This is a genomic window from Agrobacterium sp. A3-95, assembly GCF_053521785.1.
The window spans coordinates 280498-303628 of sequence record NZ_JBNWDR010000002.1; the positions used below are offsets into that span (position 1 = coordinate 280498).

Consider the following 23131-nt stretch of genomic DNA (forward strand, 5'->3'; position numbering starts at 1 on the left):
GGGTGGCCGGGCAATGCACGGCCCGCGAGAACGGAGAGCTATCGAGATGAAACGCTTTGACCTGATCGACGGGATGCGTGGTTACTTCCTCGTCTTCATGCTGATCAACCATCTGGTGTTTGCAGGCGGTTTCTGGCTGGTGGAAATCAATCACCGCCAGTTTGCCTTCGTGGAAGACGCGCAGGGCTTCGTCTTTCTGTCTGGTCTGCTGATCGGCATGGTCTATGCCCGCAAGATGATGAAATATGGCTATGACGCCGGAAAACAGATGATCTGGAACCGGGCGATGGAGCTCTATCGCTATGCGATGGGTCTCGTCATCGCCGTGCTGTTCTTCCGCATGGTCATCCCGCATGCGCCGTACATCTGGTACAACTGGCTGGGCATGACGTCGTTCGACGATCCGCTGCGTCTGGCGGCGATTGCCACATTCCTCTTTCAGCCGACATTCATGGATATTCTGCCGCAGTACATTGTTTACATGCTGTTCGCACCCGTCCTCGTTAAACTCTGCCTCGACGGCAAATGGGCTTATGTCATGGCAGGCTCGCTGCTGGTCTGGATGGCCGGCCAGCTCGGTCTTCAGCAGATCGTGACGACGCCTCTCAATGAACTCGTCAAGGGTGCCGACGAGCAGGGTATCCGTGTCAGCTTCAACCTTCTCGGTTGGCAGCTTGTATTCTACTCGGCGCTGGTGCTGGGCGCGATGACGGCGCAGAACCGCATTCCGTGGAAGGCGATCTTCTCACCGCAACAGACATGGCTTCCGAAGGCGGCACTTCTCATCTGCCTGTTTTTCATGCCGCTTCGTATTGCAACCGCCTGGGGCCTGATGCCGGAATTCGTGATGGGCAAGTTCTCCACGATGGAGATCCGTGCCGATTTCGGCCCGGTCTACCTCATCAATTTCCTTGCTGTTGGTGTGGGTCTCACTTGGCTGGTGATCGCCGGTCCGAAGCATCACCGCCCGATCGTCCGCTCGATTGCGCAGGGCGTGATCTGGGTGCTCTCGCTGAAATTCCTGCAGCTGCTCGGCCGCCATTCGCTTCAGGTCTATGTCTGGCACGTGGCTATCGTCTATGGCGTCTATTATCTGGATGGCCGTACGGCCGAACTGTCGCAGGTCAGCAAGACGCTGATCGCCCTTACCGCAATAGGCTTGCTGGCTTTGCCGGCCCTGTGGAGGGAGCGCGACAAGTGGATTGGCAGCAGCGGCCAGAAGACGGCGGGCGCTTAACAACCGGTCACCACCTCACTCTGATGGCTTTACGGGGCGGTTTTCCGCCCCGTACTTGCGTGCGCGGCCATTCCTTTCTATATGCAGCCCTTAAATCCGCATGATGGCGAGGCAGGACAGTCTTTTTCGACTAAGGCTTCCCGCAGCGGATGACCGACAGGCGGCGGGGCCTTTACCCCCGTTATGACTGACGATGGGAAAAAACGTGAATACGCTCGATTTTGACAAGAGGCCGGAAGACACCCGGATCGTTGTCGCCATGTCCGGTGGCGTCGATTCTTCGGTTGTGGCCGGTATCCTCAAGCGCGAGGGCTATGACGTCCTCGGCATAACTCTCCAGCTTTACGACCACGGTGCGGCTGTGCACCGCGCCGGCTCCTGCTGTGCGGGACAGGATATTGACGATGCGCGCAGGGTCTGCGAAACGCTCGGCATTCCCCACTATGTGCTGGATTATGAAGCGCGGTTCCGCGAAACCGTCATCAATCCCTTTGCCGAAGCCTATGCGATGGGTGAAACGCCGATCCCCTGCGTTGCCTGCAACCAGACGGTAAAATTCGCCGATCTGCTCGCCACTGCTCAGGAACTCGGCGCAGATGCGCTGGCGACCGGCCACTACATCCGCTCGCGTCCCAATCCCGTTGCCGGCCAACCAGGACGCCGCGCGCTCTATCGCCCGATCGATAGCGATCGTGACCAGAGCTGGTTCCTGTTTGCAACGACGCAGGAGCAGATCGACTATCTGCGGTTTCCGCTCGGCGGTCTCTCCAAGGCCGAAACACGCGCGCTGGCGGAAGACATGGGTCTCGTCGTCGCCAAGAAGGCCGACAGTCAGGACATCTGTTTCGTACCGCAGGGCAAATATACCGATATCATCAACAAGCTGAAGCCAAATGCGGCGTTGGCGGGCGATATCGTCCATCTGGACGGGCGCGTACTCGGCCGCCATGACGGTATCGTGCATTATACCATCGGTCAGCGCCGGGGTATTGGTGTCGCGACTGGAGAGCCGCTGTACGTCGTGCATCTCGATGCGCGTGGCCGCAGGGTCATCGTCGGTCCGCGGGAGGCGCTGGAGACCCGCCGTGTCTATCTGCGAGACATGAACTGGCTTGGCGATGGCGCGCTTGCGGACGAGGCCCGGCAGGGCTTTGCCTGCTTCGCCAAGGTGCGCTCCACCCGCCCGCCAACCGAAGCGATGTTGCATGCCGATGAAAACGGCATCTACGTGGATTTGATGACCGGCGAGGCGGGTGTTGCTCCTGGTCAGGCCTGCGTGCTCTATTCTGCACCGGGCGCTGATGCCCGCGTTTACGGTGGCGGTTTCATCGAACGTTCGGAACGCTCGGTGGACGCCGAGGCTTCGCTGAAGGCACTTTTGGAAAAGCCGGTTGCTGCCTGAAACAATTCGGTTTTCACCGTCGTGTGGAAAGCGAATTTTTTGCGCGTCATGCGCTTGACACTTTGGGGAGCGGCACCTTATAAGCCGCTCATCCTGATGGAGCGGACGGTCACATGGCTGTCACGTTTTCCCTGTGGCGGGGTAGCTCAGGTGGTTAGAGCAGCGGAATCATAATCCGCGTGTCGGGGGTTCAAGTCCCTCTCCCGCTACCATTCATCTTCAATGAGAAAAGCAAAGTTTGCGTCGTCTTCTGGATGTACCCTGTAGCGCGGTTTCGGAATTTTGACATACGAAATCGGAATTTCTTGCAATTCCGGAAGGTCTGTCAAAACTAGAGAAACGCCGATTTCCCCCCGGCCTCTTTGCCTTTTTGCTTTGCCCCCGGTAAGGTCCCGCCCACAATTCGGGAGAAGAAAATGAGAGCTCTAATGATAGCGCTTACGTTTAGCATCGCGGCTTCGAGCGTCCAGGGGCAAGAGTTCAAAGACAGCACCGAGACCGTTCTTACAGCGGACCAGAAAGCAGCTCTTTTGTCGCTCCTCCTTACTAACGTGACCGACCCTTTCTCAACCCAAATCGTGCGGCTACATCAGTCTAGCACTAAGCCTGATAACTACTGCGGCTTCCTCAATTCCAAGAATCTAAACGGCGCCTACACTGGCTTTAAGCCGTTCCGCTTCATTCCCGACGGGCCGCGAATTTACGTCGACGCAGCCTGCGACTAACCGTGCCCTATCAACCTAAATACGCTTGGAAGCGCACGCAGATCGACGCGAACGATCCGCCGACTGATTTTGACTGGATCGGTTACGACGCCGATGGTGCTGTAGGTCGAGTGAGGAAAGAGATGCACGGCCCGACAAAGGGCAAGTGGCAATGGGCGGGTTGGTACCCTCGCACCTTTAAGGGTACGCCCCCCACACCCAATCTTGGCTATGCTCCCTCGTGCCGCCTAGCGATGCAGAAATGCGAAGAATATTGGGACCGCTCGAAGCAGATAATGAAGTAGCGTTGAGGGGGCTTTAAGCCATCCTTGAGGACGCCTTAAAGCCCCTGTCTGTTCATATCGCGCAGTGCTGTTCCGAGGCCGGAAGGAAGCCATATCCACCAAGATGGTCGACGGCTTTTGTTATCAATTCAACACCCATGGGCGCGAGGCATCGACGCCACAAATCGGCAGGCGTGTCGGCGTTGCGGATAAAACACCAATCCTGAAACACAACATCGCCAGCGTCCATTTCGGCGGAGAGGTGATAGACGGTTCCGCCTGTTACACTTTCACCGGCGTTGATCGCGTCCTCGACAGCGCGTGGCCCTCGGTAGAGAGGGAGGAGCGATGGATGGTAGCCGATGCACCAGGTCGCGCGAGCTCGGACCGCCGGCGGAACATATGCAAAGGAACCCGCCGTTATTAAGAGGTCGATGCCTTCCGGCAGACTGAAATCTTTCAGCCCTCGGCCGCCGTAGGAAAACGTCTCGATGCCTGCACTTTCGGCCGCCGTGGCGAGCCTGTCCTCTCTGTTAGGAGCGGCCACGATCTGCACGGCGTCAGCGCCGCCGATCGCCCTCAACACCTTCTCTCCAATCCATTTCTGACCAATCAAAGCTATGCGCATTCCCGCACCTCTATCCCTTCAATGTATCTGAACCCCTGGACGGCGCGGAAATGGCCGCCGTAGCCTGATTTGGTCGATGTCCCTCGGCCAAGCTCCTTTTCGGTCGCGCCTTTCGGGCCGCCGTAGAGAACGCCGGAAACCTGCGTCCAAAGTGGGTCGCGCCGGAGGGCCGCAGCCAAGCCCGGATGAGAGGTGTGGAAAAGAACCGGCATGGGTTTGCCATAGCGGTTTTGCCCGCGTCGCCACGCGGCGCAAACCGCGTTCAGGAAGCGCGTGCCAACACCCGCCCCTTGCCACTCGGGCATGACGACAAGACGGCAAGCGCGAGCCTCTACGAGGCCCGGCCGGGTGGAGACCGCGAGGTGCGCCACCGGTTCGCCGTTGATGAATGCCACATAACAATCGGCCGCGATCATCAAGGGCATTTTCAGATAGTGATGTTGCTCAAAATAATGCCACCATCGCCAGTCGGTCTTTCTGATTTCCACGGTGATCTGCGGGCGTCGTCGAAGATACCTCCCGGTGAAAGCACCTGTCGCGGTATCAAAGACCCAATCCGGGTCGAGCCAATCGATGATGTCATAATGGCAGGAGAGCAGGACAGCCTGCCCGCCAGTTCGACGCCAAGCCTTGCCGAAGGCGAGCGCTCCAACGCGGGCGATTTGTCGATCGACGACAGACGTGAATTCGTCAATCACGATCTCTGTCGGCCGGTCGCATACGATGCGAGCTAGATCGGCGCGGAAGCGCTCTCCGTTCGACAAAACATGCCAGGGCCGCAACCAACTTGGCACCGAACCGAGGCCGACTGCGGATAGCGCTGCCGTGGCATTGTCGAAGGAGCCGGCCGCGTCAATGACATCAATAATCGGTTTGTCGGTTGGCCACTCAATTAAGGCGGTTTTGTCGGTGCCGAAGATGTGGCGGCCGAGCGTTGACTTTCCCGAACCGGAAGGGCCGACGACGAGGCCAAGGCGCCAATCCGTGTCCTCGATCGGGAGGTCGACGGAGAGTTCAAAGCGACTGCCGTCGTCGACATTAAAGAGGCTCCGGACGCGAGCCGCCCGGTAGCTGTCGAAACTTTCGCAGGTGTTGATGAGATCAAGTTTCAAGTCACCACCACCTTAATCTTGCAATTACGGATGGCGGAAAGCGCGTCATAGAGCTTTGCCTGCTCGCCTTCGCTTTCGCAGACGAGAATGACGCCCCACTGCGGTTTATAGCCGTACTTGTTTTTACCGGGGGAAGATTTTGGAAGTGGTGGAAGGTCTGTCGTTTGAGGCATTAAGCCGCTCCTTAAATCGCCGCTCCTGGCGGTCGGTTAAGGGCTCTGCTGGCCTCAAGTGATTGATGGTGCCGCAACGGCGGCACTTGATTTCGATATCGTTAGATATGGCGCCCTGTCCAGCCCGAAACAGCAAGGCTGAACAGGTGCCGCAACGAATGTTTTGCATATCAAAAAGCTCACGAGTCAGTCACAAGAAACCCGCCCTGCAGGGTACGGGTGCGACGGTTATCGTGTGTCGCTGTCGGACGGGTTAGGTCGCCAAACTTTGGCCCGTCGCTTGGGGTGTTTCAGCACCCCGGCCACCCGGTCTTGTCTGGGTGGCTGTTCGCAAATCCTACGGCCTTACGAGGCCGAGGCGGGGCACAAGTCCCTCTATGATAACGCACCGCTGAAGCCAGTTCACATCAGCTGTGGGAGCGGCAGCGCCACCGAAGGCCGGGGCAAACCTGTAAGTGGAATTCGCGTCGTCATTGACCGCGTCACAGGGTATGCCGCCATAGACGATCGGCATCCATCCGCCTGCGCCCGAGTTGGCTCCCCACATCAAGCCGCCGCCAGTGTAGGTTCGCAGGCCATTGTTGGCGCGCGTGACGAAACTGGTCGTTGGGGTGCGCTGCAATGGATTGGCTTTGGCGAGCATGATTGCCGTGACTGTTTTCCCCGCCATTGAAGCACGCTCGGCCGCATCGAACGAGTTGGACAGGCTGGAGAAGTGCCCGTTTGCATCGGCCGGCTTGACCCTGGCAGAATAGGCCGCTCCGGAACCGGGGAAGATGTTGGCGGGGTCCGTATCCTTCGTGACGGTGTTACCTGCCACGTTCTGGAAGTTCACGGGAACCGTGCTCGGCCAGTTCGCGAGATCACCATTGCCAAAGAGATTGGCGCCGACCGGCAGTTCCATCCAGCTGACCGTCGAAAACGCAGCCTTCCGTGCTCTCCTGAATGTATCCAGAAGCGCATCGGTGACCTTTTGCGCACCGGCCGCATTGGCTTGAGTGTCCGAAGGGTGGACTACGGGCGTCGCCTCGCCAGTCCGGTACAGGCTCGCATCCTTGCCGGCGTCGATAAAAAGCTTGTGGCTGTCGACAACCGTAAGGCTCGGGAAGACAGAAGCTACGCCAAGAATGGCGTTATAGACCTTGTCGTAACCGGATGTGTCGCGCCACGGGTTTTGCGTCGTGATGACCTGCGGAACGCCTTGCCATTGCCAGCTTATCAGGCCGATGACCGACCAGAACAAGCCGCGTCCAATCGCCAGATCGTTGCCGGGCGTTTCAAACGTGGACATGTTGTGGCCGTGATGGATGATTGCCACGTCCGGTTTCGGAATGGCATCGACTGCGGCCGGTTTGCGCGAGGCCTCGAACATGCAGCCGGCAACCTGTCCCGGCAAAGAGGCGAGCCAGACATCAATGGTCTGCGATGTACCGTTACGCAGGGTCACCGGCGCTGCATATTCCTTCGGGCCATTGGCAGATGAACCTCCCCATTCGGCCCAGCGGTGCATGATGACGGTGGCGTTATAGAGATCGCCCAAAGCCACCGCGAATTTGTAATAGGTGCCGAACTCCGAATGCGCCGTGCTGTCGCCGTCGATAAAGATGACGACGTTTTCACCGGCTTCCAGCTTCGTCTTTATCGGGCCGAAAGCATTGGCAACGGATTGTTCGCCCCTCAACGGCGAGGGCATGAGCGACACGTCGGCCGGCTGCGCCAAAGGGATGTTAAGGGAGCGAAACAGCCCGTTCATTCGCCGCTCCACGCCTTGATGACCTTGCCGTCATTGTTGCCCGAAAGGGTGAGGCGCACATTCGGGCATTTGGCGAACCGGCGCATCGGCGGAATGGTGCTGGCGCTGATACCGCCAAGCGACACCCACGGAGCGGCAATATCTGCCTGCCCCTCGATGTTGACGACGGCGGAAGAGCCGGACGGAATGTCGGCCTGGATGGAAAAGTCACCAGCAGGGTTGAATACGCCGCCGATAGCGGTTGCTGTGTTCGCATTGAGACGCTCGGTCATCGTGTGTCCTTTTGTGTCTGGTTAAACTGAGGGGGCGAGAATTTGCGCCGCACGCTCGGCGCCAAAGAGGTCGGTGGCGATCTGCACCAGGAGCTGCCACAGTTCATGGTCGCTGCGGTAGGAGTTGGCGCTTTCGAAAATTCTGCGGACGCGAAAGGGCTGCTGGTCCATTGCCGCCCCGACCTGATCAGCCTCGGCGTTGGTCATACGCGTCCAGAGATCAACCGAGTAAACGACCGTTACAGGATCGGGAACTACCGGGGCCTGAAACTCGCCATCCACCAAAAGCCACCCGAGCTGCGGAACGGCTTCGCCGGTCTCAAGCTCGATCATCTCGAATTGAGACGGCAGCGAAAGCATGGACACATCAGTACTCAGGCAGACCGCGGTCCCACCCACGACAACAACCTTCATCGTTCCCGATGTGTCAGCGCCACCCGTGAATTCGTAAAACAGCCGGCTCCATACATAGAGGTCCGCACCGTCCGACTGCCGCCGCCAGAACAGGGCATTGGCAGGCATACCGAACGGTATTTCGTCGGGAACATAGCTTTCCCACACACCACGATTTTTCATGAAATCACCTTTACCCGGTCGCTACCGTTACCCAGTTGCCGCTAACGTCTGTTTGCTGAACGGTTCGATGCCGGACGTTTCGAACTCCCCAAGCACCATCTAGAAACAGGCCAGTTACGAACGCGCCAGACGGGGCTTCATTCCAAACAAATGCAGTAGTGCCAAACTCGGCTAGAGCACCAAGGCGCACTTGCCGAGCCACGGACGGAACAACGTCCATAACGGTTCGCGCTTGCGCTGCCGTGAGGTCCTGCACATCGCCGGTTCCTGCGGCAGTCCTTCCTTTGATTGTTGCCGTAGCAACATTCGAAAGCAGTGCATTTGTAACAATGCTGTTCGGTGCCTTCTTCAGAACCTTGGCTGTCGCGTCTGCGAAAACTGCCATATCATTGGCCACTACGCCGCCGTTGGGTCCGGTAACGTCTCCGACCGTATCACTAGAGCCGTCAATCCTTTTCCATGCCGTCCACGTACCGCCCGCTTGCCTTCTGTGCCAGATGATGTTTGTACCGCTGAGATTGTATGCGGTTTGAACACATCCGCCGCTTCCGAAGCTGGTTTGATCCATGACAAACGAGCCGGAAGAAGGTGGGTTTGATGGTACCGACGTACTTCCCCACCGATACGAACAGGTTGCGATGGGCAGGCTGTTGAGATCGTCTGTTGCGGTCAGCAGAACGCCGGTGCCACCCAAACCAAACGCGCCGACGATCATGGAAGCACCCGAACGGGTGTCGGTGACACTATCCTGTGGGTATGTCACAGGACTATCTCTGAAAGCGCCGATCCAAGCTAACTCAATCACTCCACCCGCAGAGTTGGTGAAGTCAATTCTAACGTTGATAATAGTCGAGTCTTTCCAGTCCGATCCGCCTGCCGTCAAATCCCACATATCGAGAACAACAGTAGTCCAATCACCAGAATTCTCCCTAGTCCATGTCTTTCTGTACGAGGAGCTGTAGGCATGGCCAGAGGTAGAATACAGGACGATGTTTTCTAAGGAACCCGCCGTCCTTTTCATCTTGAACGCGATGTAACGCGCTCTACTTCCCGGAGCGCCAACCGCGAAAACGAACTGCGGGTCTGTCCCGGTAGATGTCAAAACAAGATTTTCACCATTCTGCGACTTTGAGTAGCCAGAAGATGAAAGGGCATTTAGCCGAGAGAACCCGCTAAACAAAACCTCAGCCGAAAGCATACCGGCTGCCTTCAACCCCGGAGGAAGAACAGTGTCGGATATCTCTCCAGTCAGGAGATTTGATGCATTCTTTGCAAAGTCCTCCGTGGCAATCTTCACCCACGCGGAAATGTCCGCATTGAGCTTTCGCCTGAAGAACACAGTGTTGAGCGCACCGACGCTGAAATACCACTGGAACATCGCCGCGCCATTGTGAACGCTTGTGAAGCAATTACCGGCCCCGGCTCCTGGCGGGCCATTCACTATAGCAACGTTGCTGTTCGCGACGCCTACCCATCCGGTTTCGCTGATAACGTCGAGAGCATTGGCAGCTGTCACAAAGGCGGGCGACCCCTGCAACCGCGTCGGCAACTGGGCATTCGGGATCGCTCCAAGCGCAGCATAAGCCGCAGAACTGTTGAGGGCGGCAATCAGCGATTTGCCGAAGGGCGAGAGATCAGCAAGGGAAGCTTCGCTGTTCTCACCAAAGGACAGGACCTTGCTGGCGGCAGGTGTCAGCGCCGCAAGACCGGACAGCACTGCGTTGTTAAGGCGCTGGATTTGGGTCGCCAGTGCCTGCGCGTTGGCAACGCTCTGCTGACCATAGGCTGTATCGCGCATGATCGCGTAGGGGTAGGTTCCGCTCGCTCCCTTCCACTTGGTCGCGGCCGTTATCTTCGTATCGGTGTCGACCGTGACGATCGGCATGGCGTTGCCGTTAGCCGCTTCCGGATAGACAATGCCGCCAACGACAAGCGAAGTCTGCCAGCCGGTACCAGTACCGGTGATGACATTTGATCCATTGGTGAGCGTGATGGTGCCCGTGGCGTAAGGTGCAGTCATGTTCAATCTCGCTTCGGGATGCCAAAGATGTAGTAACGGATGCCGACGACCGGCGATGATGGGTAGGTGTAGGAAACGGAGTAGCTGCCGCCACCGTTGTCGATGACGCGAGCGTAGGCGGGAGCTCCCGAGAAGGTCGTAAAGACGGCCGCGTCCGGGTAGATGGTCACATATGAACTGTCGCCTGAATCTCTCCAGCTAAAACCGACGGTCGGATGACGGACACGATGTTTGGCGGTAATCGGTGGGCGGATCATCTTGGAATAGGAGTTGTCGCCGCCATTCTGCCCGCTGAAACCGGAGTGCACCGTCATGTAGCGGACGATCGGATAGAAGTTCGTCGTGTCGATCGGGATGGACGTATTCTGTGCGCCGCTACCGACACCGAAGTAACCTTGGGCAAGCATCGAGATCGCCGGCCAACGGCTGTCGATAACGATGTCGGCGAAGGAAGGAGGATCGCCTGAACCCGGTCGCAGAAACTGCACAACGTCTTCGCCGTTCACGTTGAACATTCGGAAGACATCGTTGTTGCCCGTTGTCGGCGGTGTCTGGTCGTAGGCAATGACCATGAAGCGCGCCCGGCATCCACCATTCGGATTGCTGAAATAAAGCCGGTCACCGGCAATGCGCCAGTCCGCTCCGCTCTGTGCTTCGTGAGGATTGGCAGGATAGACGATCGTGCTGCCCGTATAGAAATTGACGATGCACATAGTTCCGTCAGGCACGGCCATCGGCAGCACATATTCCGAACCACCCGGAGGCACGTAGATATCATCAGCCGCAACAATTTTTGTAGGTCGATTGGAAGCATCGAAGGCGAGTTGCGTTCCGGAAGCGGTGTCGACATTGTAACCGGGCTTTGCAATGCGAAATCTGTCACTGCCTATATCGACTGCATAGTGCGCCGGATTGCGTGGTAATGGCTGGGCATCGACGATGCCGGCCTCATCACCCGGCAGGTTCCAGACCACGAGCTCGTTGGTCAGATAGTTGTAGTTCCCGGAGTTAACCGAACCGAACATGTTGGAGAGCGCCAGTATGTCGCCGAAGGTGCGGTAGTTATTATCAACGATGGTGCGGTTATTGAGCTTCCAGCCGAAGTCACTTTGATCGTTGAACGGCATCACGGTGGCGATGCGCTCGCCACGGCTTTCGTAACCGTAGGTGCTTAGGATCGAGCGCGCGTTGACGTAGTAATTGTCGGTGATGCGACGAACCAGGACATCAAACAGAGGCAGTGTGTAGTTTAGGCCGGGAAAATATGCCGCCCGGTAAAATACCCGGTTTTGGGGAACATCGGTCGGGTAGCGCCAACTGCGCATAGTGAAGTTATCGACGCTGGCGCCAGGCGGATAATTGTATTCGCCGTCCCGGAATGGCTGGGTGTCGCGGCCAGCAATCTTCGCCTGGACGGCGAATTTCGAATTGTAGAGGAAGGCTCCCAGCGTGCTGTCATGGGTCATGGCCGGGTCGTAAGTGCCCTTGGTCATCTTTAGGCTACCAACACCCTCGTAGTCGTCGCCGATATGAATTTGGATCATGAGCGAATCCTTATCCGCCCGTTCTTGATGTCGATCGTCATCTTGCCGTTGTTGCCTTCGATCAGGCCGGCTTTGATGGTGCCGATGTCGGCGACGGCAAGCTTTGCGCCTTCTTCACCGAATGTGAACACGCCTTGGCCGCCCGAGCCGTCCGGGGCGACAATGATAAACCGGTCCGAATAATGGATTTCCTGCGCCTTCAGAACGCCGCCCTGATTGATGATTTCGAGGATGAATGCTCCCAGCGCCGTTTGGTCACCTTTTTGGGCACGCACCGCAAATTCGACGTTTGCAAGAGTGTCGCCGACCGTGGTGGCTTTCATCGAAAGATAGCCCTGCGCCGACACGCCGTTCACTTCCGCCCGCACCCCGTTGAGACTTGTCGCGAACGCGGAGTCGGCCTCGGCCCGTGCCGTTTTCTCTTCGATGACATCCGCGCGGGCCTGATCTACCTCAGCCTTAACAGTCACGATACTGCCGGCGAAAGCCTCATCAGCTGACGCGCGAGCAAGCCTTTCCTCGACGATTGATGCATTGGCATTCGCGACATCTGCTGAGACTGTCGTTATTCTCTGCGCAAGCGCCGCGTCCTCTGTAGCTCTGACGGTGCTTTCCGTTTGTATCAGCGCCTCAGTCGTATCAACCCGCGCCGTTACGGATGAAATCTCCTGTGCCGCTGCTTCATCTGCAGTGACACGCAGGCGTTTTTCGGTGGCGATCGCAGCGAAGGCTTTTCCGGCCGCCGCTCTCAGCTCCTGCCGATCGACCTGGCTGGCGCTGCCTTCCAGTGAAAGCGCCACTGCGATTTCTTCCATGCGCTGGAAGACGTTGTCCATGTCTCGATTGAGGCGGGTGATGGTCTCCTTCACGTCGTCGCGAACCTGCCCGAGACCGACTGTTACATCGGAAGGATCAATGTTCGGCGTCCGGACCGGAAGCCAGCCGCCCCAGTCGGTCGGGCGGTTCGAGGTGGGAACGAACTTTCCGCGCGCCTGGTAATCTGCATTACCGGCAAGCACGGCATTCAAAATCCATGCATAGGGAGGCTCGTACATGACAGTGGCATCGCCGCTATCGAACACGAGCTCGTCTGTCGCCGTCAGTTTCACCTGGACGCGCACATAGCTGACATCGTCCTGACCGGGTGCGCAACGCACCTCGATCGTCGGGTAACGCGGATTGCCTTCAGCGTCGGGAAGCGTGGCCGGAAACACCTGCCAGCCGTACATGGGCTGCGGCGGTACCGGAACGGGACCAATCCAGCCAATGACGGGCGGCACGATGATCGACGGCGGATCATAGTCGGACGGGTCGATTTCCTTGATGACGACGCGCTGAAGGCGGCCGGGCATCGGGATTGCCCGCACAACCAGAAACTTCTTGTTCGAATAGCCGTTTTCGTCGCTCGACCATGCAACGGGGTCGTTAGGCTCAAGTGCTGCCGCATTCGGCGGCAAGGTTAGTTCGTGCGTGCGCCAGCGCTGTTCATCCAGAATCATCGTCGAAGTAAGGGACTGCACCTGGGCAGATATGAACACGGCGTCGAAACGGAAAGACACAGCCAGACGCTCGCCACCGTCACGGGCAAGCAACTCAGGCGATGACTGTTCCCGAGCGTCCTTGTCGGCCCAGCGCTGCGCCGGTTCCGGATATACACCGGTGATGGTGTTGTGCGTGGCTGCGATCGTCGGGAAGGGTTCAAAGTCCTGGTCGGACGTGACGACAATTTCCCGATCGGAAAAACTATAGACGGCGGCACCTGGCGCGCCGATGAGCACTTTGATCCGGCCACCCACTTCGGCCAGCCGGCCGCTGCAACCGAGGCGCAAATCCTCGATTACATCGAGGCCTTCCCGATCGACGGTGACTTCCAGGCCGCCCTGGAACTGGCGACGGCCGCCGCCCATATCGCGATCGGCTTCGTTGAGTGCAGCAATCCACGAGGAGACCGGGAAACGGTAGGCGGAGAAGTTGCGGCCGCCGTGAACCCACCGGCCATTGTAATAGATGCCGCGCGCGATGTTGTAGATCATCAGCGGCAGGTTATTGCTCGTTTCCCAAGTCGAGGGATCGTGCCAGCGGTGTGGGCCATTGCCGCCGACGCTGCTGTCCTTGCGGATGTCGTAGAGCCGCATAGGTCGCGGCTGGTAAAGGCCCTGCGGGAAGCCGTTGCGGAACAGCTCCTCGTGGCGACGGGCGGTTACGATGACGATCTGGCAACCACGACCGATCATCGTGTCCTTGTACGGGCGTTCGGCGCGGCCACCAAAACGCGACAACAAAAAGCTGTCGGCCGTGGTCTGCGATCCATCGAGATACTTGAACCAGAGATAGTCCACGCCGTTACGCCGGTATTGCGCGACGGGAAAGCCACGGCCGTCCGGGTGCGGTTCATTCCAGAGGATCGTACCGGCCGTATCACCGAACCACGTAGCATCCACGCCCTGCGGACCGGCATAGGAGGGGAGGCAGGAAATCTCGATGACTTCTGTCGCATAAGCGTTAGGGGTGTTTTCTTCCTCGCCCCAGCTTCCGAAATACGCGCGGCGTCCCGCCGTTGCCCTGGTGCCGATCAGATAGGCGCGTGGGTTGCTTTCTCCCATCTGGATCGAGAGCTTGACGCCACCGGTGCTCTGCTGGTTCTTGCGGGCATCGCGCCGCGCCTTCGCCTGCTGGTAAAGTGACAGGCCGACATTGATTGCAAGGCCGATTGCGAGCTTGACGAAAGTACCGGCAGACAGGATCGAACCGGCAATACCGGCGATCAGACCGCCGACGGGCGCGGCTTTAACAGCCGTCGCGGCAAACAGCAGAAATGCGAGTGTCCATAAAAGGCGCTTCAAAGCCATTCTAACCCACCTTGAAGCACATGGCGGCTTTGAGCAGATCGACAGTGCCGATGCCCGTTTCGCCGAGAACAAAGATGCGTTCGCCATTGACGACGCCAAGCGCATGGCCGATCGGCCCGCCGACTTCGATTGCGGCGATATCGCCCACACGGGCTTCGCTCGGATGGATGACTGGCAGCATCGAGCCGACCAGTTCGCCCAGCGTCTCGAAACCGAGATCGCGGATCAGGCGGGCGGCGCTGGCGGCATCATGGTAACGGTCAATGGCAAAGCCGGTCATGTCGACGCCGGTCTGTGCCTTGACGAGGCGGCCGGCAAGTCCGGGGCCGCAATCGTGATCGTACCAGGCAAAGGGCTTGGCCTTGATATCGTCGATCGCGGTTTCGAATTGCCGTCTCCAGTCGGCCAAGCGGGTGAGCGTGATCATTTCGTCCCCCACGGAACTTCCCAGGTGTCGATCTGGCCGGCGTAGAGGTAGAATTCGTCGTTGTCGCGCAGGCGCTGTGCCTCATAGGAGGTCTTTTCGGGATTGGTGCGGCCGAGCATGCGCATGACCTCGGAAACGACCTTCAGCGTTGCCTTGCCCTGTCCACCGACGCGCGGCACCTTGATCGGCGCGCCGTCAACGATACCGATAAAAACCGGCTCTTCAGGCGCTGCCGGCATGCCGGTGTCCGGACGCAAGGTGATGTCGTGGATCTCGACGTAAGCGCGGTGCACGTCATATTCGCGGGTGATCTTGCGGGCGATATCGGCGATCTTCGAAAGGTCGATCGTCACGGTCTGGATTGTGAAATCCGAAACACGCGGGATATCGCCGATCGAAAGCAGGTTGCCGCCGCCATAATAGGGCCGCGTCACGGTCGTGCCGTTCTCGCCCTCGATGACGGTCAGGCCGAGATCCTCGTCACCGCTCCAGACGCCGAGACCTTCTTTAAGGCCGGTCTGTCGGTTCTTGGCGACAATCCAGACCGCCTTCCGGTCGACAAGGCTGTCATCCTTCACATTGTTGAGGATCTCGGTGATTTCGGTTGGTTGGTTTCTCACGTCAGCTCCTCTTCTTCTGGAGTGCGGTAAAGGCCGCGCCCTCTGTCACCGATCGGCGTGCGGTTCCGGGCTTGTGGGTGGTGGGCTGGATGATCATGGCGCAGGCCGGGCGGGCGAGCGTGACGGGGGCGCCGATGGCGAGCGTCATGGGCAGGCGCGGATACACGCGGATGTCGGCAATCCCGCCCGCCGTGCCGATCACGTCCTGCGACACTTCGACAAAGGCGTAGCGCGGCGCTTCCTGCGTGCCGTAGACGATCTGCATTTTATCGCCTTCGGTCAGAACGTAGTTCGCCGGCAGGCCGTTTACCTGGGCGAGATAGCGGTTGCCCGTCGCGCGGATTTTAACGGTCGCGCCGGCAACAATCGTGCCTTTCGGATCGGCGGCCGGGAACGGCGACAAGGGGTCGACCAGCAGGAAGGACTGCTTTGCGCCTTCCAGCGCCCGGATGCGGGCAGCTATTCTTTTCAGCTCCGCATGCAAGCCACGGCCGAGCGTGACGGTCGCCCGCCAGAACGGGTCCGCCAGTTCGGCCTGCCAGAGATCGCCGTTACCGTCACCAGACAGTTCGTCGTTGCGCTGGATGTCCCATTCGACGGTTTCGATCGGCAGGATGTCGTTGATACGGGCAAGGGAAAGCGGGGCGACCATCAGCGCAACCTCGGATCGCTGTCGATCTGCGCCATGCGGTTCGGCAGATTGCTGTCATAGGTTTCGACAATGCTTAGCGCGATTTCAGGCGCGTCCTCGGCAACGACCTTCTTGACGATCGGAATGATGTTGCCGCTGTCATCGACTGACAGGCCAAGCTTTATCGCAAGCTCGATACGCTGCCCGCCGGCGCCGGCGCTGATGTTGCCGGCCTGCTTTTGCGACATCAGCGGCGAGACATCGGCCGAAACACCGAGACGGCCGGATGCATCGCGGGTGAGCGGCATGATCGCTTCTGCACCATCTTCGCCCATCAGGCCGGCGCCTTTGGCGAAAGCGAACATGGTGGGTCTGTTCACGACCTGGTTGGAAAAGCCGTTGATGCCATCAAGGAAGGTGCCGCCCTTGGCATAGAGACCGCCCGGAGCGGACGGGAAAGCACCCTTGCCACCGCCGAACAGACTGCCGAGACCGCCAAGCAAGCCGCTGAAAAGACCGCCGCCTGAACCGCTCGATGCGCTGGACACGCTAAACATGCTGTTCAGGACATCGTTCATGAGCGTGTCGGCAATCCGCTGAAGCGCTTTCACACCGGCGTTGCCGAAAGCATCCCAGACGCTTTCGCCTTGGCGCAATCCGTCGAAGAAGGTCGATGTGAAATCGCCGGCCAGATCGCGGGCATATTGAAGCTGAAGGTTTGTCCGGAGGAGACCGGCCTCGTAGCTGTTGAAATCGACCGGCAGGCCGGATGACCGAAGGCCACCGGCAATCTGCTGGTCGATTGCGGAGCGGCCGAGCTGCTCGCGTTCAAACAGCAAGTCGGCCTTCAGCTTGGCAGATGCCGCCGCCTCGGCATATTTCTTGAAGGCTTCAACGCGGCTGTTGATCGCCTCGACCTGTGCGGCGGAAAGCGAGCGGCCCTTCTCCTCGGACTGCTGAAGCAGATCGAGCTTGAAGCGCAGAGCGTCGGATGCAACGCCGGTCTGTCCCGCAAGTTCAGCCTCAAGTTTCATCTGGGCAACGCGGTCATCGGCCGTCTTGATCAGATCGCGATAAGCGTTGGCGGTCGAACTGGCGGCACGCTCGGCCGCGCGATCGCGGTCGCCAATAGTGATTGGTTTGGAGCCCGGCAGGGGGACATTCGTGCGGTTGCCGTCGGAATTGATTACGGTAGGATTCTGGTTGTCGATCCTCCGAAGCGCGTCCTGATAGACGCCGTATGCGTCATCACGTTGTTCACGGTTCCTCGCATTGGAAAGAGCTGTTTGATACAGCCGCTGAGCATTTTCTGCTTGGGTCATCGCTGGAATTGCGATGCCAGCGAGTTCGCGAAGTGCCTTATTCAACTCTTGGACGGCGGAAACTTGATTCTGTGCCTTGCCACCAATCAGGCCAATTTGGTCGACCATTCCGGGAATGGCACGGGCGGTCTCGACAACGCCTTCATCCTTGAAGTCGCGCATTTCCTTTGCAAGCTTGCGTAGACCTTCAGGCACGTCATTGTTTGCTGCTATGCGTGCCATCGCATCGCGAAAGCGCAAGATATCAGGTTCACCGCTGCGGATAGAATCGCGCAACTCGATAAATGCTTGACGCCACTGTTTTACGACATTCGTGTCGGTGTCTTTCACATACGGCGCGATCATAGGTGAGTAGGAGCTGCGAGCGGTGGCCGCTTCCGCTATCAAGTCGCGGGCGTCCCGCAGGCGGTCGCGGATGTCAACGAGGGTGCCGGTAGAGCCCTCGTTGACATATTCCCGAAGCCCCGAAGCAGCCTCGCCATAGCGCTCCTTCAAAGTCTTGATCGTTTCGGCGTGCCCCTTCAGAACTTCGTCTGTCGACTTGGCTCCCTCTTTCGCGGACGTGAAATACTGGATTGCAGCAGCACCGGCCGCAATGACGCCGATCGTCACCAGCGAGACGGGTGACACGACTGACATAAAAGCAGCAGCTAAACCTCGAATCGGGTTCTGCATGCCGCCGATAATTGCCGAGAGCTGAGTGCCTTGCTGGAGAGCAATCTGTAATGGCGACATGCCCATTGCGGTGGTGACACCGATATCCTGCAATTGCGCAGCGATGTTGGCAGTCTCGAAACCCCTAACGCCAGTGTTTACGCTGGCTGCGACGGGTGTGTCCGCGATCGCTTTGTTGCGACCCTTGATCGCGTCGATGCTGGCAAGCGTTGATCGACGGCTACGATCAATCGCCGCTGTCATCTCATCGGCAGAGAGTGCGCCGGCAGCGTGCGCGCCCCGGATTTCCAACTGCGCCTGTTTGTACTGCATAATGACCGCATAGAGCGGATTGTACTTGGCGCGCAGGCGGTCCAGTTCAGCGCCGGTACCGCTTCCACCCAGAGGCGTCCGGAGACCTTCACCGGCAGCCCGGTTCAGTTTTTCCAGCTGCTCGGCTGTCTGATCGGCCGCAGTACCTATCGAGGATACGGCCTTGCTGGCCTCGGCGGCACCCTGTTGCGCCTTGCTCGGATCGATCTCGATTCGGGCGGAAATTCTCAATGGGTCAGCCATCAGCCATCCACCTCGTTGAGAACGCGCATCGCGACACCTTCCATGTAACGGAGATCGGCGAAAACATGCGCCGGCGCGGCGATGTCATCGAGGACGAGACGGCAGGCAGGATAATCGAGGCCAAGCCAGATCACTCCGGACATGCCAATAGCCATGCGCCACTGCGTTTCGCAGGCGCGGAAGGCGATGTAGCTATCCCAGGCGGTGGGCATGATCTGGATATCTTCCTCAACATCAGGTGCGGCGGTGAAACGAACGCCCATCTTTTCGAACTGCTTGCGGGCGTCGTCATCGATGGCGACGGGTTTGCTTCTGTCGGCACGGCCGAGGCGGGCATGCGCCCAGGCCGTAGCGACTAATTCGAGTTTCCCAGGCGGGCCTTGTCTTCGGAGATGGATTCCCGGTAGGCGCGGATAAGTGCGTTTTTCACACGGGTGTGGGCGCAGACGATTTCGACCGTTTCGGGATTGAAGGGAATGGCATTGTTATAGTCGTCAAAGACACCATCCCAGCCACGCAACACGTCGGTCAGGGATTTGAAGTCGTGGGCGGCAAGCTCATCATTGATCCTGCGCAGCTCCTCTCCCTCGGTCTCGGGTTTGACCTGCTCAAGAATGGCAAGGCGCTCTGCATCCCTCGCTTTGGCGCGATCTGGCGAGATCAGTGCGAACTGCGCGATGAACTCCTGTTCGAGCAGTTTTCCGGGAACGTGCGGGTTCGGCTCGATCACTTTTACGGGCCAGGGGAAGGTAAGTTCCTGAGAGAGTTTGAAGGCCATTTGAGTTCCCTTAAGCGCGCCTCAAAGGCGCAATGTCAGTCCCGGATGATGATGCCGCCCTCGGCCGGTTGGCTCCGGATTTTCGGGCAGGCCTCGTAATTGTGTTTGTTTGAGCCGCAATAGGCGCACCGCAGATGAAGCCGCGTTGCGCTGCCGTTCCATGTTTTCGGGCACGCTTCGAAGGTGTGGAGCTGGGAGCCGCAATAGGTGCAATAAATGCGCATCGGCTCCGGTCCTCACTGGAAGGTGAGCAGGATCTCGTCATTGCCTGCTGAGGTGGGCGTGAACATCAGCGGCAACGTGTTGTTCATGATGCGCTGCGTTTCGCCGTAGGTGGGGCGGCCGATCTGGACGGCAGGCGCATCGAACTTGACGATGTTACCTGCGACCGTGCCCTGCTGCGCAGAGAGGACGCCCTTGGTGTGGGCACGGGCGATCTGGAACCAGTTCTTGTCGGCAAGGTGCGTGGCTTCCATGATCGCGCTACCCGTCATTTGGCGGTCGGTCTGCTCGATCGATTCAGAGTTGATGAGCATGCGCGGCTCGATCTGGTTTGCCAGATCGAAGGTAATGCCCTCACAGGCGCCGGCGTAACCGAACAGGGAGAAAGCTGTATTCGCCTTGTTGACGGGAAGTGGCGCGATGAATTTGGTGACATCGACGGCAGGCAACGCGGTGTCAGCAATCGTCCCGATCAAACCGGTCATAGTGAAGACAAAACGCGGAATCTGGCGCGGTGTCAGTCCAAACGTCATGGTGCCACGCGTGCCGACCAGAACGTGATTGACGCCGTCGATGTTGAAATAATGCGTGGTGCTTTCGAACAGCTTCGAGACCGGTTTGTATTCGACTTTCTGACCGGCCGTTACGATTTCCTGCCAACCGCAGGAGCGCAACGCCGGGCCGAACGCCGGGGCTGTGCCTGCGACACCGGAACCGGCAATCTCGATCTCGTAAGAAAGACGGGCATAGTTGCCATCGAGAATGATGCCCTGATGACCCATGTAAGGCAGCACCAGGTCACGGCTCAAATCTTCGCCGAGCAGCGGCTCAAGGCTCACATTCGTGCCAAGCATCGCGTTGGCGAGGCCGGTCGGTACAGCGTCCACGCCATAGGTTGCCTCGGGTTTCAACATCAGGGCGCGATTGCGCCAGTACCGCTTAGCCATTGTTCTGTTCCCTTGGTTTCCGACCGGAACCGGTCATGTTCTTGCGGACCGCCTCAAGGGCAGCTTCGCTCAGGCCGGCGTCGGCCTCTTTCTGTTCGGTGCGGCTCACCAGTTTCAGGGAGCCGTCCTCATTGCGGATGTATGAGCCACCCTGGCCGTCCATCATCGTGTCTCCTGGTAGTAGGCGCTGGTGAACACGTCCTCGAACCAGACGACGCCGTTCAATGCCTGTTGAATTTCGCCTTCGACATGCTCCAGCGGGTCGGATGCGCCTTCCGGCAGGAAGCCGAGCAGCTGGCCACGCACGAAAGCCTTCAGCGCCTCGATGTCGCCGCGTGCCGCGCCGTTGTCGCCTCGGGAAAGGTTCTCGGTGACAATCACGACCGCGACATCGAAGGCCGTTCGTTGGCGAACAATGTTGACGTGCTGATTTGGCGCGGACTTTTCGTGCGAGACGTAGACATAGACGGCAGGAAGATTGTTCGGCCGATCCTTCACGTCCGCGAGTTCGGCCGCATCGCCGCCGATCGCAAAGGGCGTGTCGTCTTCCAGGAGACGGGCGAGAATTGAATCGATCATCGTGCTTGACCTTCCAGAAAATCCTGACCGATCTCGACAAGCCGTGTGCGATCCTCGGCAGAAAAACCAAGGTACGGGCGTGCCGGAACGGCGATGGTATGTTCGCCGATCGTGATTTTCTTCTCGACCGAGCCTTTCTTCCCGCGTGTCACGAACCGCGACTTGCCGCGTATTTTCGCCAGCGATGCCCGTTGGCTACGGGCGTACATCTGGATTTGGCCGCCTTCCTGGTGGACACGGGCATAAACAAGGTTCGAACCGACAGAAGCGGACCGATCATCGGAATGCCCGACGACGCTGCGATAAAGCGCGGTAGTCACCCGCAGGATGTTGTTTGCGCCGCGCTGCCGGCCGCGTATTTTCTTCAGCTGCGTGCGACGGGCGAGCGCCTGCCACTTCTGCCCGTCTGGACCCGTCTCCAGTTCAAACCGGCGTTGTGTCGAAAAGACCAGGTACGCGGCAAAGGCCGATGTCAGTTCGCCGGGATGCGCGACAGCAAGGCCGATCCGCGAGAGAACCGGCGTCAGTTCGTCATCGAGATAGATGGCCGAGCCCGTCATCAGAAATCCTTCAGGCTGTCACGGGTGAAGACGCGACCAGGCGCAGACGCCCGAACCGAACCGCCGCCTGCAGGCGCCGGCGTCTCGCCGCCGTCCGTCAGTTCGACCAGGCCGCGAGACACATCGCGCAGGAAACCGATCGCCTCGTTATAGGCGCGGGTGACCGGGCTATCCTTTTCCGCCGCCTTGCCGTGAAGGTAATAGCGGGCGATATCGGCCGCGTTCTTCGTAAGCACCGGTGGAACGACGCTCAAAGGCAGTTTGAGGACCTTTTTCAGGTAGCCATCGATCAGGGCGGAGGCGTCGGAAATGGCGCGCTCGACGACAACAGGATTGATCGTTGAAACCGGCTTGTTGACGCGGTCCGTCAGTTCGATCAGTTCTTTTTCGCCGAAACGGTCGATCAGGTCCTGTTGCGTGACGTAGGTCAATCGATGACCTCAACCGTTAGGAGCGGCTCGGCAAGGATTGCTTCCAGCTGCTCGGGCAAAAGCTCGCCGGGGCGATAATCGATCGGCCTGGACGAATGAGCGATGCCGCCGCGACGGAAGCCGTCTCGCTTTGAGGTGACGCGCAGCAGGGGCGGGTATTCAGCGGAGAGGGAGTCAGTGAAGGGAGACAACAACGCATAGGACAGCGGGAAACGGCGCTCGAATTCATCTCGGGTCATGGAAGCGTAGTCGCCGGCATGCTCCTGCAGGCCGGTATCCTCTTTTTTAGCGTACTCCCGGATTTCCTTCAGGATCGCGTTTTCTTCGACCAGCTCACGCACGATGCTTGCCGGATTGTCGCTGCCGATCCAATCCTGAAGTTCGGGATATTCCCGCGCAACTTCTACGATGATCTCAAGCAGCTTGCCGCCGATCGCAGCCAGCGCGAGGGTCTCGTTAAGATGGGCGATATCCTCGACCTTAAGCGCAGCGGAACCGGCATTCGCGCCGGCTCCGTCCGCAACGCCCTGGGAGGGTTCGGTGGAAAGGTCGACCGATGCGGTGGCCGCATCCGCATCGGTCTGAGCGTGCCCTTCGCCGGGGAGGTCCTGGTCAGCAGCAGAACCATCGGCGTCGGCCGGGCCGGTATTGTTCCCGTCAGGTGCTCTCAAACCTGACGGGTCAGATGCAACCGATGTGGTAACGGCTGCATCATCCTGCGTGCCATCCGTCTTGACGGTCTCAAGATCGACGGCGGGCGCGGTGGAACGGGATTTCTTCGGGGATGTCGTAGGCTTCGACATAAGAGCTATCCTTTCGAGGGCTTTGCG

At 58.9% G+C, this 23131-nt stretch carries 24 protein-coding genes and 1 tRNA gene; 3 read left to right on the top strand and 22 right to left on the bottom strand.

From position 1 onward, the window contains the following. Positions 1-46: 46 nt before the first annotated feature. The 3 genes from ACQZ5Y_RS06790 to ACQZ5Y_RS06800 all read left to right on the top strand — a co-directional run bounded on the left by ACQZ5Y_RS06790 (position 47) and on the right by ACQZ5Y_RS06800 (position 2851). A complete protein-coding gene (locus ACQZ5Y_RS06790; RefSeq protein WP_035199646.1) occupies positions 47-1237 on the top strand; it encodes an OpgC family protein in 1191 nt (396 codons plus the stop codon). Between the two features lie 205 nt (positions 1238-1442). Continuing rightward, positions 1443-2639, top strand: coding sequence for a tRNA 2-thiouridine(34) synthase MnmA (gene mnmA / locus ACQZ5Y_RS06795; protein WP_003511375.1), 1197 nt, complete (start codon positions 1443-1445; stop codon positions 2637-2639). A 135-nt stretch (positions 2640-2774) separates the two neighbouring features. Continuing rightward, positions 2775-2851 (top strand) — tRNA-Met (locus ACQZ5Y_RS06800). Positions 2852-3700: 849 nt separating this feature from the next. Here the strand turns inward: ACQZ5Y_RS06800 and ACQZ5Y_RS06805 are convergent. The 22 genes from ACQZ5Y_RS06805 to ACQZ5Y_RS06910 all read right to left on the bottom strand — a co-directional run bounded on the left by ACQZ5Y_RS06805 (position 3701) and on the right by ACQZ5Y_RS06910 (position 23104). After that, a complete protein-coding gene (locus tag ACQZ5Y_RS06805; RefSeq protein WP_448781367.1) occupies positions 3701-4183 on the bottom strand; it encodes a formyltransferase family protein in 483 nt (160 codons plus the stop codon). 62 nt (positions 4184-4245) lie between these two features. Then, complete coding sequence (locus ACQZ5Y_RS06810) at positions 4246-5367, bottom strand: GNAT family N-acetyltransferase (protein WP_174060096.1); 1122 nt, start codon at positions 5365-5367, stop codon at positions 4246-4248. Then, positions 5364-5540 (bottom strand): hypothetical protein, encoded by a 177-nt coding sequence (locus ACQZ5Y_RS06815; protein ID WP_174060095.1) that lies wholly within the window; start codon positions 5538-5540, stop codon positions 5364-5366. Before ACQZ5Y_RS06815 ends, ACQZ5Y_RS06810 begins: the two co-directional genes overlap by 4 nt. After that, the gene (locus ACQZ5Y_RS06820) at positions 5491-5709 is read right to left on the bottom strand and encodes a Com family DNA-binding transcriptional regulator (protein ID WP_174060094.1); all 219 of its coding nucleotides are present in this window, start codon (positions 5707-5709) and stop codon (positions 5491-5493) included. The genes ACQZ5Y_RS06815 and ACQZ5Y_RS06820 overlap by 50 nt, the downstream gene beginning before the upstream one ends. 168 nt (positions 5710-5877) lie before the next feature. Continuing rightward, the gene (locus ACQZ5Y_RS06825; RefSeq protein WP_174060093.1) at positions 5878-7293 is read right to left on the bottom strand and encodes an SGNH/GDSL hydrolase family protein; all 1416 of its coding nucleotides are present in this window, start codon (positions 7291-7293) and stop codon (positions 5878-5880) included. Beyond that, positions 7290-7565 (bottom strand): hypothetical protein, encoded by a 276-nt coding sequence (locus tag ACQZ5Y_RS06830; RefSeq protein ID WP_174060092.1) that lies wholly within the window; start codon positions 7563-7565, stop codon positions 7290-7292. Before ACQZ5Y_RS06830 ends, ACQZ5Y_RS06825 begins: the two co-directional genes overlap by 4 nt. Positions 7566-7586: 21 nt before the next feature. Then, positions 7587-8141 carry a hypothetical protein gene (locus tag ACQZ5Y_RS06835; RefSeq protein WP_174060091.1) on the bottom strand — a complete coding sequence of 185 codons (555 nt, stop codon included), beginning with the start codon at positions 8139-8141 and terminating at the stop codon, positions 7587-7589. Between the two features lie 10 nt (positions 8142-8151). Continuing rightward, positions 8152-10161 (bottom strand): pyocin knob domain-containing protein, encoded by a 2010-nt coding sequence (locus ACQZ5Y_RS06840; protein ID WP_419462514.1) that lies wholly within the window; start codon positions 10159-10161, stop codon positions 8152-8154. Positions 10162-10163: 2 nt separating this feature from the next. Beyond that, positions 10164-11705: a hypothetical protein gene (locus tag ACQZ5Y_RS06845; RefSeq protein ID WP_174060089.1), complete on the bottom strand. Its 1542-nt coding sequence runs from the start codon at positions 11703-11705 to the stop codon at positions 10164-10166. Then, positions 11702-14554, bottom strand: coding sequence for a hypothetical protein (locus tag ACQZ5Y_RS06850; protein ID WP_174060088.1), 2853 nt, complete (start codon positions 14552-14554; stop codon positions 11702-11704). The genes ACQZ5Y_RS06845 and ACQZ5Y_RS06850 overlap by 4 nt, the downstream gene beginning before the upstream one ends. Before the next feature lies 1 nt (position 14555). Continuing rightward, on the bottom strand, positions 14556-14981 hold the full coding sequence (locus ACQZ5Y_RS06855; RefSeq protein ID WP_174060087.1) for a DUF6950 family protein: 426 nt from the start codon (positions 14979-14981) through the stop codon (positions 14556-14558). Next, positions 14978-15601: a hypothetical protein gene (locus ACQZ5Y_RS06860; RefSeq protein WP_174060086.1), complete on the bottom strand. Its 624-nt coding sequence runs from the start codon at positions 15599-15601 to the stop codon at positions 14978-14980. The genes ACQZ5Y_RS06855 and ACQZ5Y_RS06860 overlap by 4 nt, the downstream gene beginning before the upstream one ends. Before the next feature lies 1 nt (position 15602). Beyond that, positions 15603-16253, bottom strand: coding sequence for a hypothetical protein (locus ACQZ5Y_RS06865; RefSeq protein WP_174060085.1), 651 nt, complete (start codon positions 16251-16253; stop codon positions 15603-15605). Next, on the bottom strand, positions 16253-18784 hold the full coding sequence (locus ACQZ5Y_RS06870; protein ID WP_174060084.1) for a phage tail length tape measure family protein: 2532 nt from the start codon (positions 18782-18784) through the stop codon (positions 16253-16255). The genes ACQZ5Y_RS06865 and ACQZ5Y_RS06870 overlap by 1 nt, the downstream gene beginning before the upstream one ends. Beyond that, entirely contained in the window at positions 18784-19047 is a 264-nt protein-coding gene (locus ACQZ5Y_RS06875) for a DUF1799 domain-containing protein (RefSeq protein WP_145166610.1), read from the bottom strand. The genes ACQZ5Y_RS06870 and ACQZ5Y_RS06875 overlap by 1 nt, the downstream gene beginning before the upstream one ends. Before the next feature lie 92 nt (positions 19048-19139). Beyond that, complete coding sequence (locus tag ACQZ5Y_RS06880; protein ID WP_112191627.1) at positions 19140-19562, bottom strand: hypothetical protein; 423 nt, start codon at positions 19560-19562, stop codon at positions 19140-19142. A gap of 236 nt (positions 19563-19798) precedes the next feature. Further along, entirely contained in the window at positions 19799-20731 is a 933-nt protein-coding gene (locus ACQZ5Y_RS06885) for a phage tail tube protein (protein ID WP_112191625.1), read from the bottom strand. Further along, entirely contained in the window at positions 20724-20897 is a 174-nt protein-coding gene (locus ACQZ5Y_RS06890) for a hypothetical protein (RefSeq protein ID WP_162685922.1), read from the bottom strand. Before ACQZ5Y_RS06890 ends, ACQZ5Y_RS06885 begins: the two co-directional genes overlap by 8 nt. Beyond that, a complete protein-coding gene (locus ACQZ5Y_RS06895; RefSeq protein WP_112191624.1) occupies positions 20894-21310 on the bottom strand; it encodes a phage tail terminator protein in 417 nt (138 codons plus the stop codon). The genes ACQZ5Y_RS06890 and ACQZ5Y_RS06895 overlap by 4 nt, the downstream gene beginning before the upstream one ends. Next, positions 21307-21870 (bottom strand): phage virion morphogenesis protein, encoded by a 564-nt coding sequence (locus ACQZ5Y_RS06900; RefSeq protein ID WP_112191623.1) that lies wholly within the window; start codon positions 21868-21870, stop codon positions 21307-21309. The genes ACQZ5Y_RS06895 and ACQZ5Y_RS06900 overlap by 4 nt, the downstream gene beginning before the upstream one ends. After that, positions 21870-22301: a gp436 family protein gene (locus tag ACQZ5Y_RS06905; RefSeq protein WP_112191622.1), complete on the bottom strand. Its 432-nt coding sequence runs from the start codon at positions 22299-22301 to the stop codon at positions 21870-21872. The genes ACQZ5Y_RS06900 and ACQZ5Y_RS06905 overlap by 1 nt, the downstream gene beginning before the upstream one ends. Then, positions 22298-23104: a hypothetical protein gene (locus tag ACQZ5Y_RS06910; RefSeq protein ID WP_174060083.1), complete on the bottom strand. Its 807-nt coding sequence runs from the start codon at positions 23102-23104 to the stop codon at positions 22298-22300. The genes ACQZ5Y_RS06905 and ACQZ5Y_RS06910 overlap by 4 nt, the downstream gene beginning before the upstream one ends. Positions 23105-23131 lie beyond the last annotated feature (27 nt).